Here is a 21,129-nt window from a genome sequence, read left to right as displayed (position 1 = left end):
GCGATGAAGGACCAGCAACGACAGCCCGCCGGCCCGATGCGGCTCTCCCTCTTCAGGTCCCTCTGGTACCGCTCCCGGACGGAGGCGCGCGACGACGCCGAGGCGGGGCGTTCCATCACGATGCCGGTGAGCGCGGGCGCGCCGCCGCTCCTGCAGGTGCTGCGCCGCCTCGCCCTCGCCCTGATGGTGCTGGCCCTGACCACGCTGATCGTCTACGCCGACCACGCGGGCTACCACGACAACTCCGACGGCTCCGTCGACTTCCTCGACGCCGCCTACTACGCCACGGTCACCCTCTCCACGACCGGCTACGGCGACATCACCCCGGTCAGCGACACCGCCCGGCTGGTCAACATCCTCGTCATCACCCCGCTGCGCGTGGTGTTCCTGATCATCCTGGTCGGCACCACCCTGGAGGTGCTCACCGAGCGCACCCGGCAGCAGGTCCGCATCCATCGCTGGCGGATGCGCACACGCGACCACGTCGTGGTCGTCGGGTACGGCACGAAGGGCCGGCACGCGGTGAAGACGCTCGTCGGGCAGGGCATCGCCCGGGACCGGATCGTGGTCGTGGACACCCAGCACAAGGCCGCCGAAGCGGCCGGTGACGACGGGCTGGTGGCGGTCACCGGGGACGCCACCCGCAGCGAGGTGCTGCGGCGGGCCGAGGTCCAGCGCGCCTCCCGGGTGATCGTGGCCCCGCAGCGGGACGACACGGCCGCCCTGGTCACCCTGACGGCCCGGCAGCTGAACCGGCGCGCCACGATCGTCGTGGCCGCCCGGGAGGACGAGAACGTGCCGCTGCTCCGCCAGTCCGGGGCGGACACCGTGGTCACCAGCTCCTCCTCCGCCGGCCGGCTGCTCGGCGTCTCGATGGTCAGCCCGACCGTGGCGAAGACCCTGGAGGACCTGATGACCCTCGGCAGTGGGCTGGACATCGTCGAACGCCCGGTCACCGAGGGGGAGACGGGGCAGCCGCCCCGCAGCTCGGCGGACCTGGTCGTGGCGGTCGTCCGGGGCAGGGAACTGATCGACTACGCCGACCCCCGGCTCACACAGTTCCGGCAGGGGGACCGCGTGATCACGGTCCGCCGCGCCGTCCCGGCACCCGAACAGGCGTGAGACGCCGCCCTTCGCGGCGCAGGAGGGCGGCTCCATCAGGGCGGTGATGTTTCACGTGAAACAGGCGGCGACCCCGGCCGTCGCCCACGGCAGGTCGAGGAGTTCCGTCTCCTGACCCGCCCGGGCACCACCCGGCGGTACGACGGCCAGGGCGTCGGCCGCCGCGATGCCCCGCAGCATCGCCGGCCCGTTGTAGCGCAGCGGCACGGCGTGGTCGCCCCGCAGCACCACCGGGACGAGCCGGGTGTCGTACGGATGCCCGTGGGCCTCGTCCCGCAAGGGCAGCGTGTACGGCTCCGGTACCGGGCGGGCGGCCAGGGTGGCCAGCAGCGGGCCGGCCAGCGTGAGCAGCCCGGAGACGGCCGCCAGGGGGTTGCCGGGCAGGCCGACGAGGTGCTGGTCGTCCCTGATGCGGGCCAGCAGCATCGGGTGGCCGGGACGCACCTGGACGCCGTCGACGAGGAGTTCGGCCCCGACGCAGCGCAGGACGGGGTGGACGTGGTCGACCGGGCCGGAGGCGGTGCCGCCGGTGGTGACGATCAGGTCGGCGGCGGACGAGGTGACGGCCCGGTGCAGGGCCTCCGCGTCGTCGCCGAGCCGGCGCACGGCCGTGACCTCGGCGCCCAGGGCCCGCAGCCAGGGCGGCAGCATCGGGCCGAGCGCGTCCCGGATGAGACCGTCGTGCGGGCGGCCCTCGGTGAGCAGTTCGTCGCCCAGGACGAGCACCTCGACCCGGGGACGGGGCACGGCGGCCAGCGTGTCGTACCCGGCGGCCGCCGCGAGGCCGAGCACGGCCGGGGTCACCACCGCGCCGGCGGGCAGCAACTGGTCGCCGCTGCGGCACTCCTGGCCCCGCGGGCGGATGTCCTGGCCGTGGCTCAGGTCCCGGAGGGGGTGCAGCCGGCCCTGGGCGTCGGTGCGGCCGTGCTCGCTGCGCAGGACCGCGGTGGTGTCCGGGGGGATCCGGGCGCCGGTGGCGATACGGGCTGCCTCGCCGTCGGCGAGGGCCGCGGGCGCGGCGCTCCCGGCGAGCACGCCCTCGTCCCGGACCAGCCAGGGGCCGGGGCCCGCGACCGCGAAGCCGTCCATGGCGGAGGTGTCGAAGGAGGGCAGGTCGGTGAGGGCGGTCAGGGGGGCGGCGAGGACGAGGCCGAGGGCGTCGCCGAGGGTCACGGAGACGGGGGCGCGGCGGGCGGCGTGGAAGCGGGCGGCCCGGGCGGCGACGGTCCGGGCCTCGGGCCAGGCGGTGGCCCGGTGGCGGTGGCGGTCGCCCGCGGGGGACGCCCCGTGACCGGGGTCCGGGGCAGGGGTGCCGTGGGCGGGGCGGGTGCCCCCGCCTTCGGCCCGCGCGGCCCCCGGCCCGGTTCCGGGGTCACCGGCCGGGCGGGCGGGGCCCTTGCCGTCGTTCACGAGGGCGAGCACCTCCTCGACGTCGAGGTCCTCCGCGTCGAGGCCCTCCCTGTCCCGGCCCTCCCGGATGCCGCGGCGGGTCATCCGGCGTCCGGTCCCTTGTCTCCGGGCCCGGCGGTGCCGGAGCCCTCCTGCTCCGCCTCCTCCGCCCAGCGCAGGGCCAGGGCGGCGGCCTTGCGGGCCGCCTCGGCGACGGCCTCGGGGCCTCCCCCGGCCTGTGCGGCGGCGTAGCCGACCAGGAAGGTGGTCAGCGGCGCCGCGGGCCGGGCCACCCCGTGGGCGGCGTCCCGGGCGAGGTCGAGCAGCACGCCGGTGTCGACGTCGAGGTCGACGCCGAGCTCGTCCTTGACTGCGGAAATCCATTCGTCCAACACGTGCTCATGCTCCCTGATCCGTGTCCTGGCGGTGGCGATGTCGTCCCAGGTGTCGCAGTCGAAGGACGCGACGGGGTCGGGGACGCGAGTGAGGTCGAGCCCGGCGGTCAGCCGGCGCAGGGGCAGCCCCGTCAGGCCTCCGTGGGCCGCGGTCAGCAGCGCCAGCTCCCGGCGCAGGGCGGCCGTGCGGTAGACGGCGACGAGCGGCTGGTCGCGGCCGTCGGCGTCGGTGAGCAGCGCGCCCTCGGCCGCGCCGGCGCGCAGGGCGTCCAGCAGCCGCCGTACGGTGCCGGCCGCGAGGAAGGGCAGGTCGGCGGAGAGGACGAGGACGTCGTCGGCCGTGGTGGCGCCCAGACCGGCGTCCAGCGCGGCCACGGGGCCCGCGCCCGGCGGATCCTCGCGCTCCCAGCGCACCGGCCGGGCGGTGGGCCGGGGGTCGGCGACCACGACGGTGGTGCGGGCGCCGGCGCAGGCGGCGAGCACCCGGTCGAGCAGCGCCCGCCCGCCCACGCGCACGGCGGGCTTGTCGGCGCCGCCGAGGCGCCGGGCGCCGCCGCCGGCGAGCACGACGGCGTCGTACGGGGCGGTGGCCCGCCCCGCCGGACGGCCGGCCGGGGTGCCGGAGAGCTCGATCGAGGTCACCCCCTGAGTATGCGGGCCGCCTCGATCACACGGAACGCGGGTGTCCCGTGATCACAGCGTGCGCAGCAGCACCGCCGGCTGTTCCACGCAGTCCGCCACGTACCGCAGGAAGCCGCCGGCCGTGCCGCCGTCGCACACCCGGTGGTCGAAGGTGAGCGAGAGCTGGACGACCTGGCGCACGGCCAGCTCGCCCTCGTGCACCCACGGCTTGGGGACGATCCGGCCGACGCCGAGCATGGCCGCCTCGGGGTGGTTGATGATCGGCGTGGAGCCGTCGACGCCGAACACGCCGTAGTTGTTCAGCGTGAAGGTCCCGCCGGTCAGCTCACCGGGGGTGAGGCGGCCGTCCCGGGCCGCCTCGGTGAGCCGGGCGAACTCCGCGGTGAGCCCCTCGGCGTCCCGGGCGTGGGCGTCCCGGACGACGGGGACGACGAGCCCCCGCTCGGTCTGCGCGGCGAAGCCCAGGTGCACGTGGTCGAACCGGACGATCTCCCTCGCCTCCAGGTCGACGGTGGAGTTCAGCTCGGGGAACCGGGCCAGGGCGGCCGTGCAGATACGGGCCAGGAGGGCGAGGAGGGAGATCTTCGGGCCTCCGGCCGCGTTCATCGCCGTACGGGCGCGCATCAGCTCCGTCGCGTCGGCGTCCACCCAGCAGGTGGCGTCGGGGATCTCGCGGCGGCTGCGGGAGAGCTTGTCGGCGACGGCACCCCGGACGCCCTTGAGGGGGACGCGGTGGCCGCCGGTGAGGGCGGAGGAGGAGGCGGCGGGCGGTGCCGCGGGGGCGGGCGTCGGTTCCGCGTGCGGCGCGGCCGCCGGCCGAGGGTGCTGCCGAGCCGGCCGGGCGGCCGCCGCCCGCAGCGCGTTCTCCACGTCCGCCCGCAGGATCAGTCCGTCGGGTCCGGAGCCCGTCAGCTCCCGCAGGTCCAGGCCGTTCTCGCGCGCGAGCCGGCGGACGAGGGGGGAGATCACCGGGACGGGGCCTTCCGGATGCGCCGGCAGCTCACGGCCGCGGGCCGGGCCGTCGGGCGCCGGGAGAAGCCCCTCCGGGCCGGTGGGCGCGGCGGGAGCCGCGGCCGGCTCCGACGCGGCCGGTGCGGGGGCCGCCGGTGCGGGCTGCGCCGGCCGGACTCGCCTGCGTCGCGCGGGCGCCTCCGAGGTGCCGTAGCCCACCAGCACGTTGCCCGAGCCCTCGGTGTCACCGCCGGAGGCCGGTGCGCCGACGGCGACCGTGATCAGCGGGGCGCCGACGGGCAGTTCGGTGCCCTCCTCGCCGAAGCGGGCGGTGACCACACCGCCGTAGGGGCAGGGCACCTCGACCATCGCCTTGGCCGTCTCGACCTCGACGACCGGCTGGTCGACGGCGACCACGTCGCCGACCTGGACCAGCCAGCGCACGATCTCCGCCTCGGTGAGGCCCTCACCGAGGTCGGGCAGCTTGAACTCCAGCACCTGTGCCATCAGTTCCCCGCCTCCCACTGCAGCCGTGCCACGGCGTCCAGGATGCGGTCGACGCCGGGCAGGTGGTGGCGCTCCAGCATCGGCGGCGGGTAGGGGATGTCGAAGCCGGCGACCCGCAGGACCGGTGCCTCCAGGTGGTGGAAGCAGCGCTCCGTGACCCGGGCCGCGATCTCGCCGCCCGGGCCGCCGAAGGAGCCCGACTCGTGGACGACGACGGCGCGGCCGGTGCGGCGGACCGAGGCGGCGACCGTCTCGTCGTCGAAGGGCACCAGGGAACGCAGGTCGACGACTTCGAGGTCCCAGCCCTCGGCACGGGCCGCCTCGGCGGCTTCGAGGCAGACCGGAACCGACGGGCCGTAGGTGATGAGGGTGGCGCTGCGGCCGGGGCGGCGGACCACCGCTCGGCCGATCGGCTCGACGTCCGTCGGGTGCTCCGGGTTCCAGGAGTCCTTGGACCAGTACAGCCGCTTGGGCTCCAGGAAGACCACCGGGTCGTCGGAGGCGATCGCGGCGCGCAGCAGGCCGTAGGCGTCGGCGACGGTGGCGGGCGTGACGACATGGAGCCCCGGAGTCGCCATGTAGTACGCCTCGGAGGAGTCGCTGTGGTGCTCGACGCCGCCGATGCCGCCGCCGTAGGGGACGCGGACGGTGATCGGCAGGGGCATACGGCCGCGGGTGCGGTTGCGCATCCGGGCGACATGGCTGATGAGCTGCTCGAACGCCGGGTAGGCGAAGGCGTCGAACTGCATCTCCACGACCGGGCGCAGACCGTACATGGCCATGCCGACGGCGGTGCCGAGGATGCCGGCCTCGGCGAGCGGGGTGTCGGTGCAGCGGTCCTCGCCGAACTCCTTGGCGAGCCCGTCGGTGACCCGGAAGACACCGCCGAGGGTGCCCACGTCCTCGCCCAGGACGTGCACGGACGGGTCGGTGGCCATCGCGTCGCGCAGCGCGCGGGTGAGGGCCTGCGCCATGGTGGCGGGCTTGAGGGCGACGGTCGTCATCGGTGCGCACTCCCCTGGTCGGCCTGCTCCGCGTCGAGCTCCGCCCGCAGCAGGGCCCGCTGTTCCCGCAGTTGGGGGGTGTCCTCGGCGTACACGTGCGCGAAGAGGTCCATGGGGTCGAGGGCCGCGTCCTGGTTCATGCGGGCGCGCAGGTCGGCGGCCATCGCCTCGGCGGCGTCGCGCGCGGCCTGCCGGGTGTCGTCGTCGAGCAGACCGCGGGCGGTGAGCTCGCGCTCGAGGAGCAGGATCGGGTCGTGCTCGCGCCAGGTCTCGACCTCGGCGTCACCGCGGTAGCGGGTCGCGTCGTCGGCGTTGGTGTGCGCCTCGATGCGGTACGTGACGGCCTCGACGAGGGTCGGGCCGCCGCCCTCGCGCGCGTGCCGTACGGCGTCGGTGAGGACCTCGTGCACGGCGGCGGCGTCGTTGCCGTCGACCAGGCGGCCCGGCATGCCGTATCCGACGGCCTTGTGGGCCAGGGAGGGAGCGGCGGTCTGCTTGGCGAGCGGCACGGAGATCGCGAAGCCGTTGTTCTGGACCAGGAAGACGACCGGGGCCTGCCAGACGGCGGCGAAGTTCAGCGCCTCGTGGAAGTCGCCCTCGCTGGTGCCGCCGTCGCCGACCATGGCGAGCGCGACCACGTCGTCGCCCTTGAGGCGGGCGGCGTGCGCGAGACCGACGGCGTGCGGGAGCTGGGTGGCGAGCGGCGTGGACAGGGGGGCCACGCGGTGCTCGTACGGGTCGTAGCCGGTGTGCCAGTCGCCGCGCAGCAGTGTGAGCGCCTCGACGGGGTCCACGCCGCGGGCGACGACCGCGAGGGTGTCGCGGTAGCTCGGGAAGAGCCAGTCGCGGTCCTCCAGGGCCAGCGCGGCGGCGACCTCGCAGGCCTCCTGGCCGGTGCTGGAGGGGTAGACGGCGAGCCGGCCCTGTTTGGTCAGGGCGGTGGCCTGCGTGTTGTAGCGGCGGCCGCGCACCAGGTCGGCGTACAGCCGCCGCAGCAGCTCCGGGTCGGCCTGGGCGGCCTTCTCGGTGCCGAGGACGCGATGGGGCTCGGCGTCGGGCAGCAGCGGCGCGGGATCTGTGCGGGGCTGCCAGGCGGGCGGCGGGGTCGGCCGGTACGCGCCCCGCTGCTCCATGACCGTCATGACGGCACCTCCTCGTGGGAGCGGCTACGGGAGGCGTGTCGGCTTGTGACCCGCCTCACCTACCGATTGTTCGGTCGCCGGCACATTTTGGCTACAGGGGCCCCGAGGCTGTGGACAAACGGTTCTCCACAGCTTGAGATGGACGCAGTACGTCCATGGCGGAGAGGCGGGGGGACATGGCATCTGAACAAATGGCCGAGAGCCCGGAGGGCGGGGAGGAGCTTCCTCCGGCACGGCCGCTCGACGCCATCGACCGGGACATCCTGCAGATGCTCCAGGCGGACGGACGCGCGTCGATACGGTCGGTGGCCGAGCGGGTGCACGTGTCCCGCGCCAACGCCTACGCACGGATCAACCGGCTCGTCGAGGACGGGGTGATCCGCGGCTTCGGCGCCCGGGTCGACCATGAGCGCGCGGGTCAGGGGACGAGCGCGTACATCACGCTGAAGATCGTGCAGAACACCTGGCGGACCGTGCGCGAGCAGCTCAGACAGCTGCCCGGCGCCTCCCACATCGCCCTGGTGGGCGGGGACTTCGACGTCCTGCTGCTGGTGCACACGTCCGACAACAGGGCGCTGCGCGAGGTGGTGCTGACCCGGCTCCAGGCCATCCCCGAGGTGCTCAGCACCCGAACACTGCTGGTGTTCGAGGAGGAGGACCTGGAGCCGCAGGGGTGAGGGCTGGGGCCTGTTGCGCGACAGGCCCTGGGTCGTGTCCGCAAAGTCCCGCCGTTCGCCCGCAGGGCGGGCCTCGCGGCGTCCGGGGCGTGCTCTCGGCGTGCCGGGCGGAAGGCCTCGTACTGGGTGTACTCGGGCTTTCGCCCGGTGCGGCGAGAGCACGTGCCGGGCGTCGCGAGGCAGGCGGGACTTTGCGGACACGACCTAGCGTTCGGTGCGCAGGCCGCCGAAGACCAGCCGCACCACCGCGTCGGCCACGTCGCCCTCGGCCATCCCGCGGCCGCCCGGCCGGTACCACTCGACGATCGAGTTGATCATTCCGAAGACCAGCCGGGTGGCGAGCCGCACCTCCACGTCGACCCGGAGGTCCCCGTCGGCGGCGGCCGCCTTCAGCAGCTCGGCGACCTTGTGGTCGAAGTCGCGGCGGCGCTCCAGGGCCCACCGCTCGGTGTCGGTGTTGCCGCGCACGCGCAGCAGCAGCGTGACGTAGGGCAGTTCGCCGATGAGCACCTCGACCATGCGCCGCACGACGTACTCCAGACGCTCCGCGGCGCGCCCCACGCACGCGTGCTCCTCGTCGAGGATCCCGAACAGACCGTCCAGGGCGCGGCTGACGGCCCGGCGCAGCAGTTCCTCCTTGCCGGCCACGTGGTGGTAGATCGACGACTTGGAGATGCCCGCAGCCTTGGAGAGATGCTCCATGGAGGTGCCGTCGTAGCCGCGCTCGTTGAACACCTGGACCGCGACGGAGAGCAGGGTCTCCGGGGTGTACGTGTCGCGCTTGGCGGTGGTCACGAGGCGCCCTCCCGCTTCTCGGTGGCGAAGGAGTGCCGGTAGAGGGCGAGGGACGGGGCGTAGCGGCCGGAGGGGTCGCGCTCGTGCAGGTCGTCCAGGAGGGAGAAGGCCCACATGCGGCCCAGCCGGCGGCTCCACTCGAAGGGGCCGAGGGGGTAGTTCACCCCGAGGCGCATCGCGGTGTCGATGTCCTCCTCGGTGGCGACGCCCTTGGCGACGGCGTCGTGCGCGAGGTCGACGATCCGGGCGACCGTGCGGGCGACGATCATGCCGGGGACGTCGCCGATGACGCTGACGTCCTTGCCGAGCGCCTGGAACAGGCCGACCGCCTCGGACAGGGTCTGCTGGGAGGTGTCCTGGGAGGCGGACAGGGCGATGCGGGTGGCCTTGCGGTAGTCCAGGGCGAGGTCGAAGTACACGACGTCGCGGAACTCCACGGAGGTCTGGCCGTCGGCGAGGGCGAGCTGGCCGCCGCCGGGCAGCACCAGCCGGGTGCCGTGGTCCTCCTCGTCCTCGCGGACCTGGATGCCCGCCTCGCGGATCAGCGCGAGCAGTTCCGAGGCGGGGCCCAGGTCCCCCTCGGCGACGACGTAGGCGGGCGCCTGCCGCTTCTCGGCGGTGTGCGGCTCGGCGCGCTCGGCGGTGCCGCTCCCGTCGCCGTAGTCGTACCAGCCCCGGCCGGTCTTGCGGCCCAGACGGCCGGACTCCACCAGGCGGCGCTGGGCGAGCGAGGGGGTGAAGCGCACGTCCTGGAAGAAGGACTGCCACACGGAGTGCGTGACCGACTCGTTGACGTCCTGGCCGATCAGGTCGGTCAGCTCGAAGGCGCCCATCCGGAAGCCGCCGGACTCGCGCAGGATCGCGTCGATGGTGGCCGGGTCGGCGCCCTGCGCCTCGTAGACGGCGAACGCCTCGGCGTAGAACGGCCGCGCGATGCGGTTGACGATGAAGCCGGGGGTGTCGGCGCAGGCGACCGGCGTCTTGCCCCAGGAGCGTGCCGTCTCGTACGCGCGCGTGGCGGACGTGACGTCGGTGGCGTACCCGGAGACGACCTCGACCAGCGGCAGCACCGGCGCCGGGTTGAAGAAGTGCAGGCCCACGAAGCGGCCCGGGTTGCGCAGGGCGCCGCCGATGGCCGTCACCGACAGGGAGGAGGTGTTGGTGGCGAGCAGACAGTCCTCGCCGACGACCTCCTCCAGGCGGCGGAAGAGGTCCTGTTTGACGTCCAGCTGCTCCAGGACGGCCTCGACGACCAGACCGCAGTCCGCGAGGTCGGCGAGGTTCTCGGCGGGCCGCAGACGGGCGCGCGCGATGTCCCGGTCGGCGCCGGCGAGACGGTTCTTCTCGACGAGCCGGTCGAGGCGGGCGCCGATCGCGGCGGCCGCTTCCCGGGCCCGGCCGGGGACGGCGTCGTACAGCCGTACGGGGTGGCCCGCGACCAGCGCGACCTGGGCGATGCCCTGGCCCATGGTGCCGGTGCCGACGACGGCCACGGGGCTGCTGAGGTCGAGTGCTGTCATGTGCGCGATCCTCCCGCACGGGGTTTTCCACAGATGCGGCAGGCCCCCTTGTCCCGACCGATCGTTCGGTTACTCTAGCCCTGACTGGCTGTTCCTGCCCATGTTTCCGCCAGGTCATGAGCTCGACGGAGAGTTCTCAAGACGAGGAGTTGGTCCCGCATGGCCGCCGCCGAACCGACCGCGCACGAACTGATCGCCCAGCACCGGCCCACCCTCGACCAGGCCCTGGAAGCGATCCGCACCCGCGCGTACTGGTCCCCGCACCCGGAGCACCCCAAGGCCTACGGGGAGAACGGCAGCCTGGACGCGGCGGCCGGCAAGGCCGCCTTCGACGCCCTCCTGAACACCCGGCTCGACCTCGGCCAGCCCGGCACCGACGGCTGGGTGGGCGACGAGGTCTCCCCGTACGGCATCGCCCTCGGCGTGACCTACCCGCACGCGGACGTGGACGTGCTGCTGCCCGCCATGCGGGCCGGGCAGCGCCGCTGGCGGGACGCGGGCGCGGAGGTCCGCGCGGTGGTCTGCCTGGAGATCCTCAAGCGGATCAGCGACCGGACGCACGAGTTCGCGCACGCGGTCATGCACACCTCCGGCCAGGCGTTCATGATGGCCTTCCAGGCGGGCGGCCCGCACGCGCAGGACCGCGGACTGGAGGCGGTGGCGTACGCGTACGCGGAGCAGGTCCGCACCCCTGCCACGGCCGAGTGGAGCAAGCCCCAGGGCAAGCGCGACCCGCTCGCCATGACGAAGACCTTCACGCCGGTGCCGCGCGGGATCGCCCTGCTCATCGGCTGCAACACCTTCCCTACGTGGAACGGCTACCCGGGTCTGTTCGCCTCCCTCGCCACCGGCAACGCGGTCCTGGTCAAGCCCCACCCGCGCGCGGTGCTGCCGCTCGCGCTGACCGTGCAGGTCGCCCGCGAGGTGCTGGCCGGCGCCGGCTTCGACCCCGACCTGGTCGCGCTGGCCGCCGAGCGCCCGGGGGAGGGCGTCGCCAAGACCCTGGCGACCCACCCCGACATCAAGATCATCGACTACACGGGCTCGACCGCCTTCGGCGACTGGCTGGAGGCCAACGCCCGCCAGGCGCAGGTCTACACCGAGAAGGCCGGCGTCAACACGGTGCTCGTGGAGTCGACCGCGCACTACAAGGGCATGCTCGCCAACCTGGCGTTCTCCCTGTCCCTGTACAGCGGCCAGATGTGCACCACCCCGCAGAACCTGCTGATCCCCCGCGACGGCATCCGCACGGACGAGGGCCCGAAGACCTACGACGAGGTGGTCGCCGACCTCGCCCGCGCCGTCGACGGCCTCCTCGGCGACGACGCGCGCGCGAACGCCCTGCTGGGCGCGATCGTCAACCCGGACGTCAAGGCCCGTCTGGAGGCCGCGGCCGGCCTCGGCGAGGTCGCCCTCGCCTCCCGCGAGGTGACCAACCCCGAGTTCCCGGACGCCATCGTGCGCACCCCGGTGATCGTGAAGCTGGACGGGGCCAAGCCGGACGACGAGGCCGCGTACATGAGCGAGTGCTTCGGCCCGGTCTCCTTCGCCGTCGCCGTCGACTCCGCCGCCGACGCCCTCGCCCTGCTGCGGCGCACGGTGCGCGAGAAGGGCGCGATGACGGTCGGCGCGTACACCACGGACGCCGAGATCGAGCGGGAGGTCGAGGAGGTCTGCCTGGAGGAGGCCGCCCAGCTGTCCCTCAACCTCACCGGCGGGGTGTACGTCAACCAGACGGCCGCCTTCTCCGACTTCCACGGCTCCGGCGGCAACCCGGCGGCGAACGCCGCGCTGTGCGACGGCGCGTTCGTCGCCAACCGGTTCCGGGTCGTCGAGGTGCGCAGGGACGCCTGAGAGCCCGGGGGCCGGCCGAACGGCGCGGCCCCCGGTTCGGCGCGGCCGCTCGCGCTCACGCGGCGGAGCCGCACGGGGACACGGCGACACGGCACCCGGGCCCCTCAGGGGGCGCCGTGCGCTCCGCAGCTCCAGTGGTACAGCGTCATCGCCACACTGGTCGCCAGGTTGTAGCTGGAGACCTGGGGCCGCATCGGCAGCGACAGCAGATGGTCGGCCCGCGCGCGCAGTCCGGCGGAGAGGCCGCTGCGTTCCGAGCCGAAGGCCAGCAGGGCGTCGTCCGGGAGGTCGACGCCCCGCAGGTCGTCGCCCTCCGGGTCGAGGGCGAACACCGGCCCGGCGGGCAGCTCGGCCACGGCCAGCCGCTCCACGGCGGTCGCGAAGTGCAGGCCCGCCCCGCCGCGCACCACGGTCGGGTGCCAGGGGTCGAGCGTGCCGGTGGTGACCACGCCGGTCGCGCCGAAGCCGGCGGCCAGCCGGATCACGGCCCCCGCGTTGCCGAGGTTGCGCGGGTTGTCGAGGACCACGACGGGCGCGGTGCGGGGCGTGTGCGCCAGCCTCGCCAGCTGGGTCTCGCGGGCGGGCCGTACGGCCAGCGCGGCCACGGCCGTGGGGTGCGGGCGCGGCACCAGCGAGGCGTACGTCGTCTCCGGGACCTCCGTGAGGAGGGCGTCCAGCGTCCCGCGTACGTCGGGGGCGAGCTCGTCGGCGAGGGCGAGCGCCGCCGCCCGGTCGGCGGTGACCGCGACCGGCACCTCGGCCCCGAAGCGCACGGCGTGCTTGAGGGCGTGGAAGCCGTCCAGCAGGACGTGCGAGCCGGCCAGACGGTGCCACTCGCTCACGGGGTCGGTCATGACGGGGAGCCTACGTGGCTGGGCTCGGGGTTCTCGGGTGCCCGCGGCTCGGGCACCGGCGTACGGCCGTCGCGCGAGAACACCAGCGTGCGCGCGCGGACCGCCCAGCCGCCGAGCCGGCGCAGGAACGGCGTGGGCAGGAAGATCGCGTCCGCGGCGATCATCGCCAGGGAGAAGAAGGGCAGACCGAGGATCACGGCGATCGCGGCGTGCTCGGTGATCATCACCGCCAGCAGCACGTTCTTCACCCGCCGGTTGAACAGCGTGAACGGGAAGGCGACCTGGACGATCACGGTGCCGTAGGTCACCAGCATGACCATGGTGCCGCTGCTGGAGAGCAGATCGCCGAGCGCGGGCCAGGGCGAGAAGTAGTCCAGGTGCAGCGGGTAGTACACGGCGGTGCCGTCCTGCCAGCGCAGGCCCTGGACCTTGTACCAGCCTGCCGTCGCGTAGATCAGACAGGCCTCGGCCATGATCACGACGAGGGCCGCGTTGTGCAGGATGTTGGCGATCACGTCGAGCAGGATCCGCGGCTCCGCCGACCGCGTCCGGCGGCACACGGCCCACCACAGGGCGTGCGCGGCCCACACCGTCCACAGCAGCACCGGAACGGTCCAGTGGCTGTGGAACCGGCCCGCCGCCGTCACGGTGCTCAGCACGAGCCCGCAGACGAGCCACAGGGCCGGTCCGACCCGGTCGGAGATCCGCTCGCCCCGCGCGTGCGCCTCCTCGGCGCGGGCCGCGCGGCGGGCGTCCAGCGACCACACCCGGCCGCAGCGCGTGAACACCAGGTAGATCGCCATCAGGTGCAGGACGTTGTCGCCGCCGTCCCCCATGAAGACGCTGCGGTTCTGCAGCGACAGCACCCCGACCATGAACAGCACCGACATCGTGCGGGTGCGCCAGCCCACCAGCAGCAGGGCGCTCGCGAGCACGGCGAGCGCGTAGACGATCTCGAACCACACCCGCCCGTCCGACCACATCAGGGCCGTGAACGCGCCATTGCTGCCGATCAGCTGCCGGGCCAGGATCCAGCTCCAGGGGCTGTCGGGGCCGTAGAGCTCCTCGCGGTGGGGGAACTCGCGCAACAGGAACAACAGCCAGGTCGCGCTGAAACCGATCCGGACCACGGCGCTCTGGTAGGGGCCGTGCGCGGACTCGGTGACCCGCGCGATGGCGGCCGACACCGACAGGGTGAAGCGGTTCACCGCACGCCTCCCTCGGCCTCGGCGTCCGGCACCGACCACCAGGGCAGCACCCGGTACGCCGGCTTCGTCGACACCTTCTCGGTGCTCCACTTCGGCGGGGTCACGTTGGTGGTGCTGGAGCGGACCTGGACCTGCTCGACCGTCTCACCGGCGCCGGCCGCGCCGCCGCGGTCCATGCGCAGCACCACGATGCGGCGCAGATAGGTCTCGGACAGGGCGCCGCGCAGGCCGACGGGGCGGTTGTCGGTGCCGTGCGTGGCGGTGAAGAAGTCCCAGGCCCGGCGCAGCTCGTTCTGCTGGGTGTGGCTGGGCACGATGTTGCCGTCGATGGCCCGGCCGTCCTGTGCGGACAGGTCGTACCAGCCGGTGGTGCGCGTGCCGCCGTCCGCGGTGTGGATCCGGGCGCGGACCTGGACGGCGATGTTCTGCTGCAGCGGGTTGGGCGCGAACAGCTTCCAGTTCTGCTCGAACTCCGGGTAGACCCAGTCGTCGATCGCCTCGCCGTGCGCCTTGGTGACCGTGTTCGACGGTGCGACGTGCAGGAACACCATTCCCAGGTGCGCACAGACGGTGACCGCGACGACGGCGAGCGCGAGGGCGGCGGCTATCTGGTAGCGCGGGGAGAGCGCGGCCACGCCGGTGCGGGGTCCGGGGTTCCCGGGGGGAGGGGCGTCGCCGCTCACGGCCGCAGTCCGGGCCTCCGGCTCCTCCGGCGTCGTCGGCCCCCCTGAGGCGTCCCTGCCTCCGCGGGGGGCCTCGGGCCCTCCGTCGTACGCGTCCATTCCGCCCCGATCCCCGATTCCGGTCGACTTCCCGTTCCTGCTGCGTCGCGCAATCGCGAACGGTACTCAGCCCCACCCGTGCGGCGCAGCCCCTCCCTGCCCGCAGGTTATCCACAGCGGTTGACACCCTACGACGGCCGTCCCACCATGGATCCGAACGGACCGAACGATCGGTCGGGAGCGACAGGAAGCGATCAAGGGGGACCGCATGGCGACAGCAGCCGCCCACCAGACGGCCGCCGCACGGCCGCCCGCCGGGAGCGGCGCGGGCGGGACCGGCACAGGCGACGAGGCCCACCAGCGCGCCTTCGACGCCGCCGTGGCCGCCGACGAGCGCATCGAGCCCCGCGACTGGATGCCCGACGCCTACCGCGCGACGCTGGTGCGGCAGATCGCCCAGCACGCCCACTCCGAGATCATCGGCATGCAGCCGGAGGCCAACTGGATCACGCGCGCGCCCTCCCTGCGCCGCAAGGCCATCCTGATGGCGAAGGTCCAGGACGAGGCCGGCCACGGGCTCTACCTGTACAGCGCGGCCGAGACCCTCGGCGTCGGCCGCGACGAGCTGCTGGACAAGCTGCACTCGGGCCGCCAGAAGTACTCCTCGATCTTCAACTACCCCACCCTGACCTGGGCGGACGTCGGCGCGATCGGCTGGCTCGTGGACGGCGCCGCGATCACCAACCAGGTCCCCCTGTGCCGCTGCTCCTACGGCCCGTACGCGCGCGCGATGGTCCGCATCTGCAAGGAGGAGTCCTTCCACCAGCGCCAGGGGTACGAGCTGCTGCTGGCCCTCAGCCGGGGCACCCCCGAGCAGCACGCGATGGCGCAGGACGCCGTGGACCGCTGGTGGTGGCCCTCCCTGATGATGTTCGGGCCGCCCGACGACGAGTCCGCGCACTCCGCGCAGTCGACGGCCTGGAAGATCAAGCGCCACTCCAACGACGAGCTGCGCCAGCGCTTCGTCGACATCTGCGTCCCGCAGGCGGAGTCCCTCGGCCTCACCCTGCCCGACCCGGACCTCAGGTGGAACGAGGAGCGGGGCCACCACGACTTCGGTCCGATCGACTGGACGGAGTTCAAGGAGGTCCTCAAGGGCAACGGCCCGTGCAACGAACAGCGGATCACCCAGCGCAGGCGGGCCCACGACGAGGGCGCCTGGGTTCGGGAGGCGGCCGCCGCCTACGCGGCCAGGCACACGGACGAGAAGGGCGTGGGACAGGCATGACGAACACCGACTGGCCGCTGTGGGAGGTCTTCGTGCGCTCCCGGCGCGGCCTCTCCCACACCCACGCCGGGAGCCTGCACGCGCCCGACGCGGAGTTCGCCCTGCGCAACGCCCGCGACCTGTACACCCGGCGCGGTGAGGGCGTCTCGATCTGGGTGGTGCCGTCCGCGGCGGTCACGGCCTCCTCACCGGACGAGAAGGACCCGTTCTTCGAGCCGTCCGCCGACAAGCCGTACCGGCACCCGACGTTCTACGAGATCCCGGAAGGGGTGAAGCACCTGTGACCACGACCGCCCGGCTCGACGCCGCCGCGCTCGCCCTCGGCGACGACGCCCTGGTGCTCTCCCACCGGCTCGGGGAGTGGATGGGCCACGCGCCCGTGCTGGAGGAGGAGGTCGCCCTCGCCAACATCGCGCTCGACCTGCTCGGCCAGGCCCGCGTCCTGCTGTCCATGGCCGGCGACGAGGACGAACTGGCCTATCTGCGGGAGGAACGCGCCTTCCGCAACCTCCAGCTGGTCGAACAGCCCAACGGCGACTTCGCGCACACCATCGCCCGCCAGCTGTACTTCTCCACCTACCAGCACCTCCTGTACGCCGAACTGGCCGCCGGGGACGGGCCGTTCGCCGGCCTCGCCGCGAAGGCCGTCAAGGAGGTCGCCTACCACCGCGACCACGCCGAGCAGTGGACCCTGCGGCTCGGCGACGGCACGCAGACCAGCCACGAGCGGATGCAGCGGGCGTGCGCGGCCCTGTGGCGGTTCACCGGGGAGATGTTCCGCCCCGTGGACGGCCTGGACACCGACCCGGCCGGAATCGAGACGCCCTGGCTGGAGTCGGTCGGGGCCGTGCTTCACCGGGCCGGACTGGCGCTGCCGGAAGGTCCGCGGTCCGGCGCCTGGACCGCCGGGGCGGGCCGCCAGGGCCTGCACACCGAGCCCTTCGGGCGGATGCTCGCCGAGATGCAGCACCTGCACCGCAGCCACCCGGGGGCGTCATGGTGACGGCCACCGCGCTGGAGACCGAACTCCTGGAGATCGCCGGTGCGGTCCCCGACCCCGAGCTGCCGGTGCTCTCCCTCCTGGAGCTGGGCGTCCTGCGCGCGGTGCACCTGCGCGGCGCCGACGCGGTCGAGGTCGAGCTGACCCCGACCTACACCGGCTGCCCGGCGCTGGAGACGATGGCGCGGGACATAGAGCAGGCGCTGCGGGAGCGGGGCATGCGGGAGGTCACGGTCCGCATGGTGCTGCGGCCCGCCTGGTCGACCGACGACATCACCGCCGAAGGGCGCCGCAAACTGCGGGAGTTCGGCATAGCGCCGCCCCGCGCCGTGCGCGAACCCGGCCCGGTGCCACTGGCCCTCGGGCCGACGCGGACCCTCGGCGCCGACCCGGACCCGGTCCGCTGCCCGCACTGCGGCTCCGCCGACACCGAACTGCTCAGCCGGTTCTCGTCCACCGCCTGCAAGGCGCTGCGCCGCTGTCTGGCCTGCCGTGAACCCTTCGACCACTTCAAGGAGTTGTGATGGCCCGTTTCCACCCGCTCCCGGTGGCCGCGGTGGACCGGCTCACCGACGACTCCGTCGCCCTCACCCTCACCGTTCCCGGGGAACTGCGCGAGGAGTACCGGCACAGGGCCGGCCAGCACCTCGCCCTGCGGCGCGTCGCCGACGGCACCGAGATCCGGCGGACGTACTCCATCTGCTCACCCGCCCCCGACCCCTCCGGCGAGGGCCCGCGCACCCTGCGGGTGGGCGTGCGGCTGGTCGAGGGCGGCGCGTTCTCGACGTACGCGCTGAAGGAGATCGCCGTCGGTGACGAGCTGGAGGTGATGACCCCGGCGGGACGGTTCACGCTCGACCCGGCGCCCGGCCTGTACGCGGCGGTCGTCGGCGGCAGCGGGATCACACCGGTGCTGTCGATCGTCTCCACCCTGCTGGCCCGTGAGCCCGGCGCCCGGTTCTGCCTGATCCGCGGCGACCGTACGGCGGCCTCGACGATGTTCCTGGAGGAGGTCGCCGACCTCAAGGACCGCTATCCCGAGCGGCTGCAGCTGGTCACCGTGCTGTCCCGGGAGGAGCAGCAGGCGGGGCTGCCGTCCGGACGGCTGGACCAGGAGCGGCTGGCCGGGCTGCTGCCGGCGCTGCTGCCGGTGGCGGAGGTGGCGGGCTGGTTCCTGTGCGGGCCGTTCGGGCTGGTGCAGGGCGCCGAGCGGGCCCTGCGGGAGCTCGGGGTCGCCCGCTCCCGGATCCACGAGGAGATCTTCCACGTGGACGGCGCGGCACACCCCACGCCCGCGGCGGCGCCCGCCCACAGCACCGTGACCGCCCGGCTCGACGGCCGGGGCGGCAGCTGGCCCGTGCGGGACGGCGAGTCCGTCCTGGACACGGTCCTGCGCAACCGGCCCGACGCGCCCTACGCCTGCAAGGGCGGCGTGTGCGGCACCTGCCGGGCCTTCCTGGTCTCGGGCGAGGTCCGCATGGACCGCAACTTCGCGCTGGAGCCCGAGGAGACGGAGGCCGGATATGTGCTGGCCTGCCAGTCGCATCCGCTGACCGAGGCGGTGGAGGTGGACTTCGACCGCTGACGCCCGGACGTTCCCTTCTTCTAGAACCTGTTCTATCTTGACGCTCCGTCAGATCAGCTGACCCGTCGGGAGGACAGGCCGTGGACTTCACCTTCACCGAGGAGCAGCAGGCGGCGGCCGAGGCGGCGCGAGGGGTGTTCGCCGGGGTCGCGCCCGACGGCGTGCCGAGCCCCGCGCTCACCCAGGGCCGCCCCGTCGCCGACGACCTCGACCGGGCGCTGTGGGCCAGGATCGCCGCGGCGGACCTGCTGAGCCTGCTGCTCGACGAGGAGTCCGGCGGGGCCGGCCTGGACGCCGTCGCGCTGTGCCTGGTGCTGCGCGAGGCCGGCAAGGTGCTGGCCCGGGTCCCGCTGCTGGAGACCAGCGCGGCCGCCGCGGCCGTACAGGCCTACGGCGGAACGGAGTTGAGGTCCGCGCTGCTGGCGCGGGCCGGGCGGGGCGAGATCGCGCTGACCGTCGCCGCGAACGGCCGCAGCGGGCACGACGCGGCCGAACTCGCCGTGACCGCCCGGCAGGACGGCGGCCGTGACACGGGCGGGGGCGGCGGCGACTGGGTGCTGGACGGGGTGCAGACGGCGGTGCCCTGGGCGTACGAGGCGGACTTCGTCCTCGTGCCGGCGCACACCGGCGACGACCGGAGCGTCCTCGCCGTGGTCGCGCGCGGACAGGAGGGGACCACGCTGGCCGAGCAGATCTCCACGAGCGGCGAGCGGCTCGGCGAACTGCGGCTGGAGTCCGCCCGGATCCCGGCCCGCGACGTCATCACGGCCGACGGCGCCTGGGAGTGGCTGCGGGCGCTGCTGGCCACCGGGACATGCGCGCTGGCGCTCGGCCTCGGGGACCGTGTCCTCGAGATGACCAGCGACTACGCGAGCAAGCGGGAACAGTTCGGGCACCCGATCGCCAGCTTCCAGGCCGTCGCCGTGCAGACCGCCGACCGCTTCATCGACCTGCGCGCGATGGAGGTCACCCTGTGGCAGGCGGCGTGGCGGATCGCCTCCGGGGCGCCGGGTGCGCTGCCCGCCTCCGGAGATGTCGCCGTGGCCAAGATCTGGGCCTCCGAAGGGGTGCGGCGGATCGTGCAGACGGCACAGCATCTGCACGGCGGGTTCGGCGCCGACGTCGACTACCCGCTGCACCGGTACCACGCCTGGGCCAAACACCTGGAGCTGTCGCTCGGGCCTGCGGCGGCGCACGAGGAGGCCCTGGGCGACCTGCTGGCCGCCCACCCCCTCGGCTGAGGGCCGAGGCGCCCTACAGGACGGACCCCGGCCGGCCGCCCTCGGTCACGACGGGACGGCCGAGGGCGTGCCAGCACTGCATCCCGCCGTCGACGTTCACGGCGTCGATCCCCTGCTGGACGAGGTACATGGTGACCTGGGCCGAGCGGCCGCCCGAGCGGCAGATCACATGGACCCGTCCGTCCTGCGGGGCCGCCTCGGTCAGCTCGCCGTAGCGGGCGACGAACTCGCTGAGGGGAATGTGCAGCGCGCCTTCGGCGTGACCCGCCTGCCACTCGTCGTCCTCACGCACGTCCAGCAGGAAGTCGCCGTCCTTGATCTCGCCGACCTCGACCGTGGGCACACCAGCTCCGAAACTCATGGCCCCGACGCTACCCGAAACGCCACCCGGCACGGGGGTCCCGGCTACCCCACCAGCTGCGCCAGCTCCGCCTCCTTCGCGGCGACGTCGGCCAGCAGCTGCTCCGCGATCTCGTCCAGGAGGCGGTCGGGGTCGTCCGGGGCCATCCGCAGCATGGAGCCGATGGCGCTGTCCTCCAGGTTGCGGGCGACCGTCGTGAGCAGTTCCTTGCGCTCGGCGAGCCACTCCAGCCGGGCGTAGAGCTCCTCGCTGGGGGTCGGGCGGCGTTCGGCGGGCGCCGGGCCGGCCGCCCACTCCTCGGCCAGCTCCCGCAGCATGGCCTCGTCGCCGCGGGCGTAGGCGGCGTTGACGCGGGTGATGAACTCCTCGCGCCGCGCCCGCTCCGCGTCCTCCTGCGCCAGGTCGGGGTGGGCCTTGCGGGCCAGCTCGCGGTAGAGCTTGCGGGCCTCCTCGCTGGGCCGCACCCGCTCCGGCGGGCGCACCGACTGGTCTGTGAGCATCGCCACGGCCTCCGGGAACAGGCCCTGCCCGTCCATCCAGCCGTGGAACAGCTCCTCGACCCCGGGAATCGGCAGCACCCGGGCCCGCGCCTCCTGCGCCGTGCGCAGATCCTCGGGGTCGCCGGTGCGGGCGGCCCGCGCCTCGGCGATCTGCGCGTCCAGCTCGTCGAGCCGGGCGTACATCGGGCCGAGTTTCTGGTGGTGGAGCCGCGAGAAGTTCTCGACCTCGACGCGGAAGGTCTCCACCGCGATCTCGAACTCGATCAACGCCTGTTCGGCGGCCCGCACGGCCTGTTCCAGCCGCTCCTCGGGCCGCGGCTGCTCAGCTTCGGGGGTCGTCACCCGACCAGCCTAGGCCAAGGGGGCTCCTTG

The 21,129-nt window shown here is 73.9% G+C and carries 21 protein-coding genes; 9 read left to right on the top strand and 12 right to left on the bottom strand.

Features of this window, described 5'->3' with window-relative positions; translation table 11 throughout:
- Window positions 1–3: 3 nt before the first annotated feature.
- The gene (locus ACFY2L_RS20375; protein ID WP_390822963.1) at window positions 4–1,122 is read left to right on the top strand and encodes a potassium channel family protein; all 1,119 of its coding nucleotides are present in this window, start codon (window positions 4–6) and stop codon (window positions 1,120–1,122) included.
- A 51-nt stretch (window positions 1,123–1,173) separates the two neighbouring features.
- Here the strand turns inward: ACFY2L_RS20375 and ACFY2L_RS20370 are convergent, their stop codons facing one another.
- The 5 genes from ACFY2L_RS20370 to pdhA are packed head-to-tail and all read right to left on the bottom strand — an operon-like array spanning window position 1,174 to window position 7,152.
- Window positions 1,174–2,616 (bottom strand): molybdopterin molybdotransferase MoeA, encoded by a 1,443-nt coding sequence (locus tag ACFY2L_RS20370; protein WP_390822962.1) that lies wholly within the window; start codon window positions 2,614–2,616, stop codon window positions 1,174–1,176.
- Complete coding sequence (locus tag ACFY2L_RS20365) at window positions 2,613–3,539, bottom strand: NTP transferase domain-containing protein (RefSeq protein ID WP_390823198.1); 927 nt, start codon at window positions 3,537–3,539, stop codon at window positions 2,613–2,615. Before ACFY2L_RS20365 ends, ACFY2L_RS20370 begins: the two co-directional genes overlap by 4 nt.
- A gap of 60 nt (window positions 3,540–3,599) precedes the next feature.
- On the bottom strand, window positions 3,600–5,006 hold the full coding sequence (locus ACFY2L_RS20360; RefSeq protein ID WP_390822961.1) for a dihydrolipoamide acetyltransferase family protein: 1,407 nt from the start codon (window positions 5,004–5,006) through the stop codon (window positions 3,600–3,602).
- Window positions 5,006–6,010: an alpha-ketoacid dehydrogenase subunit beta gene (locus ACFY2L_RS20355; protein ID WP_390659687.1), complete on the bottom strand. Its 1,005-nt coding sequence runs from the start codon at window positions 6,008–6,010 to the stop codon at window positions 5,006–5,008. Before ACFY2L_RS20355 ends, ACFY2L_RS20360 begins: the two co-directional genes overlap by 1 nt.
- Entirely contained in the window at window positions 6,007–7,152 is a 1,146-nt protein-coding gene (gene pdhA / locus ACFY2L_RS20350; RefSeq protein ID WP_390659688.1) for a pyruvate dehydrogenase (acetyl-transferring) E1 component subunit alpha, read from the bottom strand. The genes ACFY2L_RS20355 and pdhA overlap by 4 nt, the downstream gene beginning before the upstream one ends.
- 191 nt (window positions 7,153–7,343) lie before the next feature.
- Here pdhA and ACFY2L_RS20345 point away from each other — a divergent pair, with 191 nt between their 5' ends.
- A complete protein-coding gene (locus tag ACFY2L_RS20345; protein WP_390659911.1) occupies window positions 7,344–7,829 on the top strand; it encodes an Lrp/AsnC family transcriptional regulator in 486 nt (161 codons plus the stop codon).
- Between the two features lie 204 nt (window positions 7,830–8,033).
- Here ACFY2L_RS20345 and ACFY2L_RS20340 read toward each other — a convergent pair whose 3' ends face one another.
- Both ACFY2L_RS20340 and ACFY2L_RS20335 read right to left on the bottom strand, forming a co-directional pair.
- The gene (locus ACFY2L_RS20340; RefSeq protein WP_390659689.1) at window positions 8,034–8,624 is read right to left on the bottom strand and encodes a TetR/AcrR family transcriptional regulator; all 591 of its coding nucleotides are present in this window, start codon (window positions 8,622–8,624) and stop codon (window positions 8,034–8,036) included.
- Window positions 8,621–10,144, bottom strand: a complete 1,524-nt coding sequence (locus tag ACFY2L_RS20335) for a 3-hydroxyacyl-CoA dehydrogenase (RefSeq protein ID WP_390659690.1) — start codon at window positions 10,142–10,144, stop codon at window positions 8,621–8,623. Before ACFY2L_RS20335 ends, ACFY2L_RS20340 begins: the two co-directional genes overlap by 4 nt.
- A 159-nt stretch (window positions 10,145–10,303) precedes the next feature.
- Between ACFY2L_RS20335 and paaN the strand changes: the two genes are divergently transcribed.
- A complete protein-coding gene (gene paaN / locus ACFY2L_RS20330; RefSeq protein ID WP_390822960.1) occupies window positions 10,304–11,998 on the top strand; it encodes a phenylacetic acid degradation protein PaaN in 1,695 nt (564 codons plus the stop codon).
- A 104-nt stretch (window positions 11,999–12,102) separates the two neighbouring features.
- Here paaN and ACFY2L_RS20325 read toward each other — a convergent pair whose 3' ends face one another.
- The 3 genes from ACFY2L_RS20325 to ACFY2L_RS20315 are packed head-to-tail and all read right to left on the bottom strand — an operon-like array spanning window position 12,103 to window position 14,842.
- Window positions 12,103–12,852 carry a TrmH family RNA methyltransferase gene (locus ACFY2L_RS20325; protein WP_390822959.1) on the bottom strand — a complete coding sequence of 250 codons (750 nt, stop codon included), beginning with the start codon at window positions 12,850–12,852 and terminating at the stop codon, window positions 12,103–12,105.
- Window positions 12,849–14,060: an HTTM domain-containing protein gene (locus ACFY2L_RS20320; RefSeq protein WP_390822958.1), complete on the bottom strand. Its 1,212-nt coding sequence runs from the start codon at window positions 14,058–14,060 to the stop codon at window positions 12,849–12,851. The genes ACFY2L_RS20325 and ACFY2L_RS20320 overlap by 4 nt, the downstream gene beginning before the upstream one ends.
- Window positions 14,057–14,842, bottom strand: a complete 786-nt coding sequence (locus ACFY2L_RS20315; RefSeq protein WP_390659694.1) for a DUF5819 family protein — start codon at window positions 14,840–14,842, stop codon at window positions 14,057–14,059. The genes ACFY2L_RS20320 and ACFY2L_RS20315 overlap by 4 nt, the downstream gene beginning before the upstream one ends.
- 208 nt (window positions 14,843–15,050) lie before the next feature.
- On the opposite strand from ACFY2L_RS20315, the gene paaA reads away from it, so the two are divergent.
- From paaA to ACFY2L_RS20285, 6 genes are all read left to right on the top strand, one after another.
- Window positions 15,051–16,070 (top strand): 1,2-phenylacetyl-CoA epoxidase subunit PaaA, encoded by a 1,020-nt coding sequence (gene paaA, locus ACFY2L_RS20310; protein WP_390822957.1) that lies wholly within the window; start codon window positions 15,051–15,053, stop codon window positions 16,068–16,070.
- Window positions 16,067–16,354, top strand: a complete 288-nt coding sequence (gene paaB, locus ACFY2L_RS20305) for a 1,2-phenylacetyl-CoA epoxidase subunit PaaB (RefSeq protein WP_390659696.1) — start codon at window positions 16,067–16,069, stop codon at window positions 16,352–16,354. The genes paaA and paaB overlap by 4 nt, the downstream gene beginning before the upstream one ends.
- On the top strand, window positions 16,351–17,073 hold the full coding sequence (gene paaC / locus ACFY2L_RS20300) for a 1,2-phenylacetyl-CoA epoxidase subunit PaaC (protein ID WP_390659697.1): 723 nt from the start codon (window positions 16,351–16,353) through the stop codon (window positions 17,071–17,073). Before paaB ends, paaC begins: the two co-directional genes overlap by 4 nt.
- Window positions 17,067–17,594, top strand: coding sequence for a 1,2-phenylacetyl-CoA epoxidase subunit PaaD (paaD, locus tag ACFY2L_RS20295; RefSeq protein ID WP_390822956.1), 528 nt, complete (start codon window positions 17,067–17,069; stop codon window positions 17,592–17,594). Before paaC ends, paaD begins: the two co-directional genes overlap by 7 nt.
- Complete coding sequence (locus tag ACFY2L_RS20290; RefSeq protein ID WP_390822955.1) at window positions 17,594–18,655, top strand: 2Fe-2S iron-sulfur cluster-binding protein; 1,062 nt, start codon at window positions 17,594–17,596, stop codon at window positions 18,653–18,655. The genes paaD and ACFY2L_RS20290 overlap by 1 nt, the downstream gene beginning before the upstream one ends.
- 80 nt (window positions 18,656–18,735) lie before the next feature.
- The gene (locus ACFY2L_RS20285; RefSeq protein WP_390822954.1) at window positions 18,736–19,896 is read left to right on the top strand and encodes an acyl-CoA dehydrogenase family protein; all 1,161 of its coding nucleotides are present in this window, start codon (window positions 18,736–18,738) and stop codon (window positions 19,894–19,896) included.
- 13 nt (window positions 19,897–19,909) lie between these two features.
- Here the strand turns inward: ACFY2L_RS20285 and ACFY2L_RS20280 are convergent, their stop codons facing one another.
- Both ACFY2L_RS20280 and ACFY2L_RS20275 read right to left on the bottom strand, forming a co-directional pair.
- Window positions 19,910–20,239, bottom strand: a complete 330-nt coding sequence (locus ACFY2L_RS20280; RefSeq protein WP_390659912.1) for a rhodanese-like domain-containing protein — start codon at window positions 20,237–20,239, stop codon at window positions 19,910–19,912.
- Window positions 20,240–20,301: 62 nt separating this feature from the next.
- Entirely contained in the window at window positions 20,302–21,099 is a 798-nt protein-coding gene (locus ACFY2L_RS20275) for a J domain-containing protein (protein WP_390659701.1), read from the bottom strand.
- Window positions 21,100–21,129 lie beyond the last annotated feature (30 nt).

It is taken from the genome of Streptomyces sp. NPDC001381 (genome assembly GCF_042895685.1).
GTDB lineage: Bacteria > Actinomycetota > Actinomycetes > Streptomycetales > Streptomycetaceae > Streptomyces.
The sequence above is the reverse complement of the archived record's forward strand: the minus strand, read 5'-3'. Positions and strand labels throughout refer to the sequence as shown.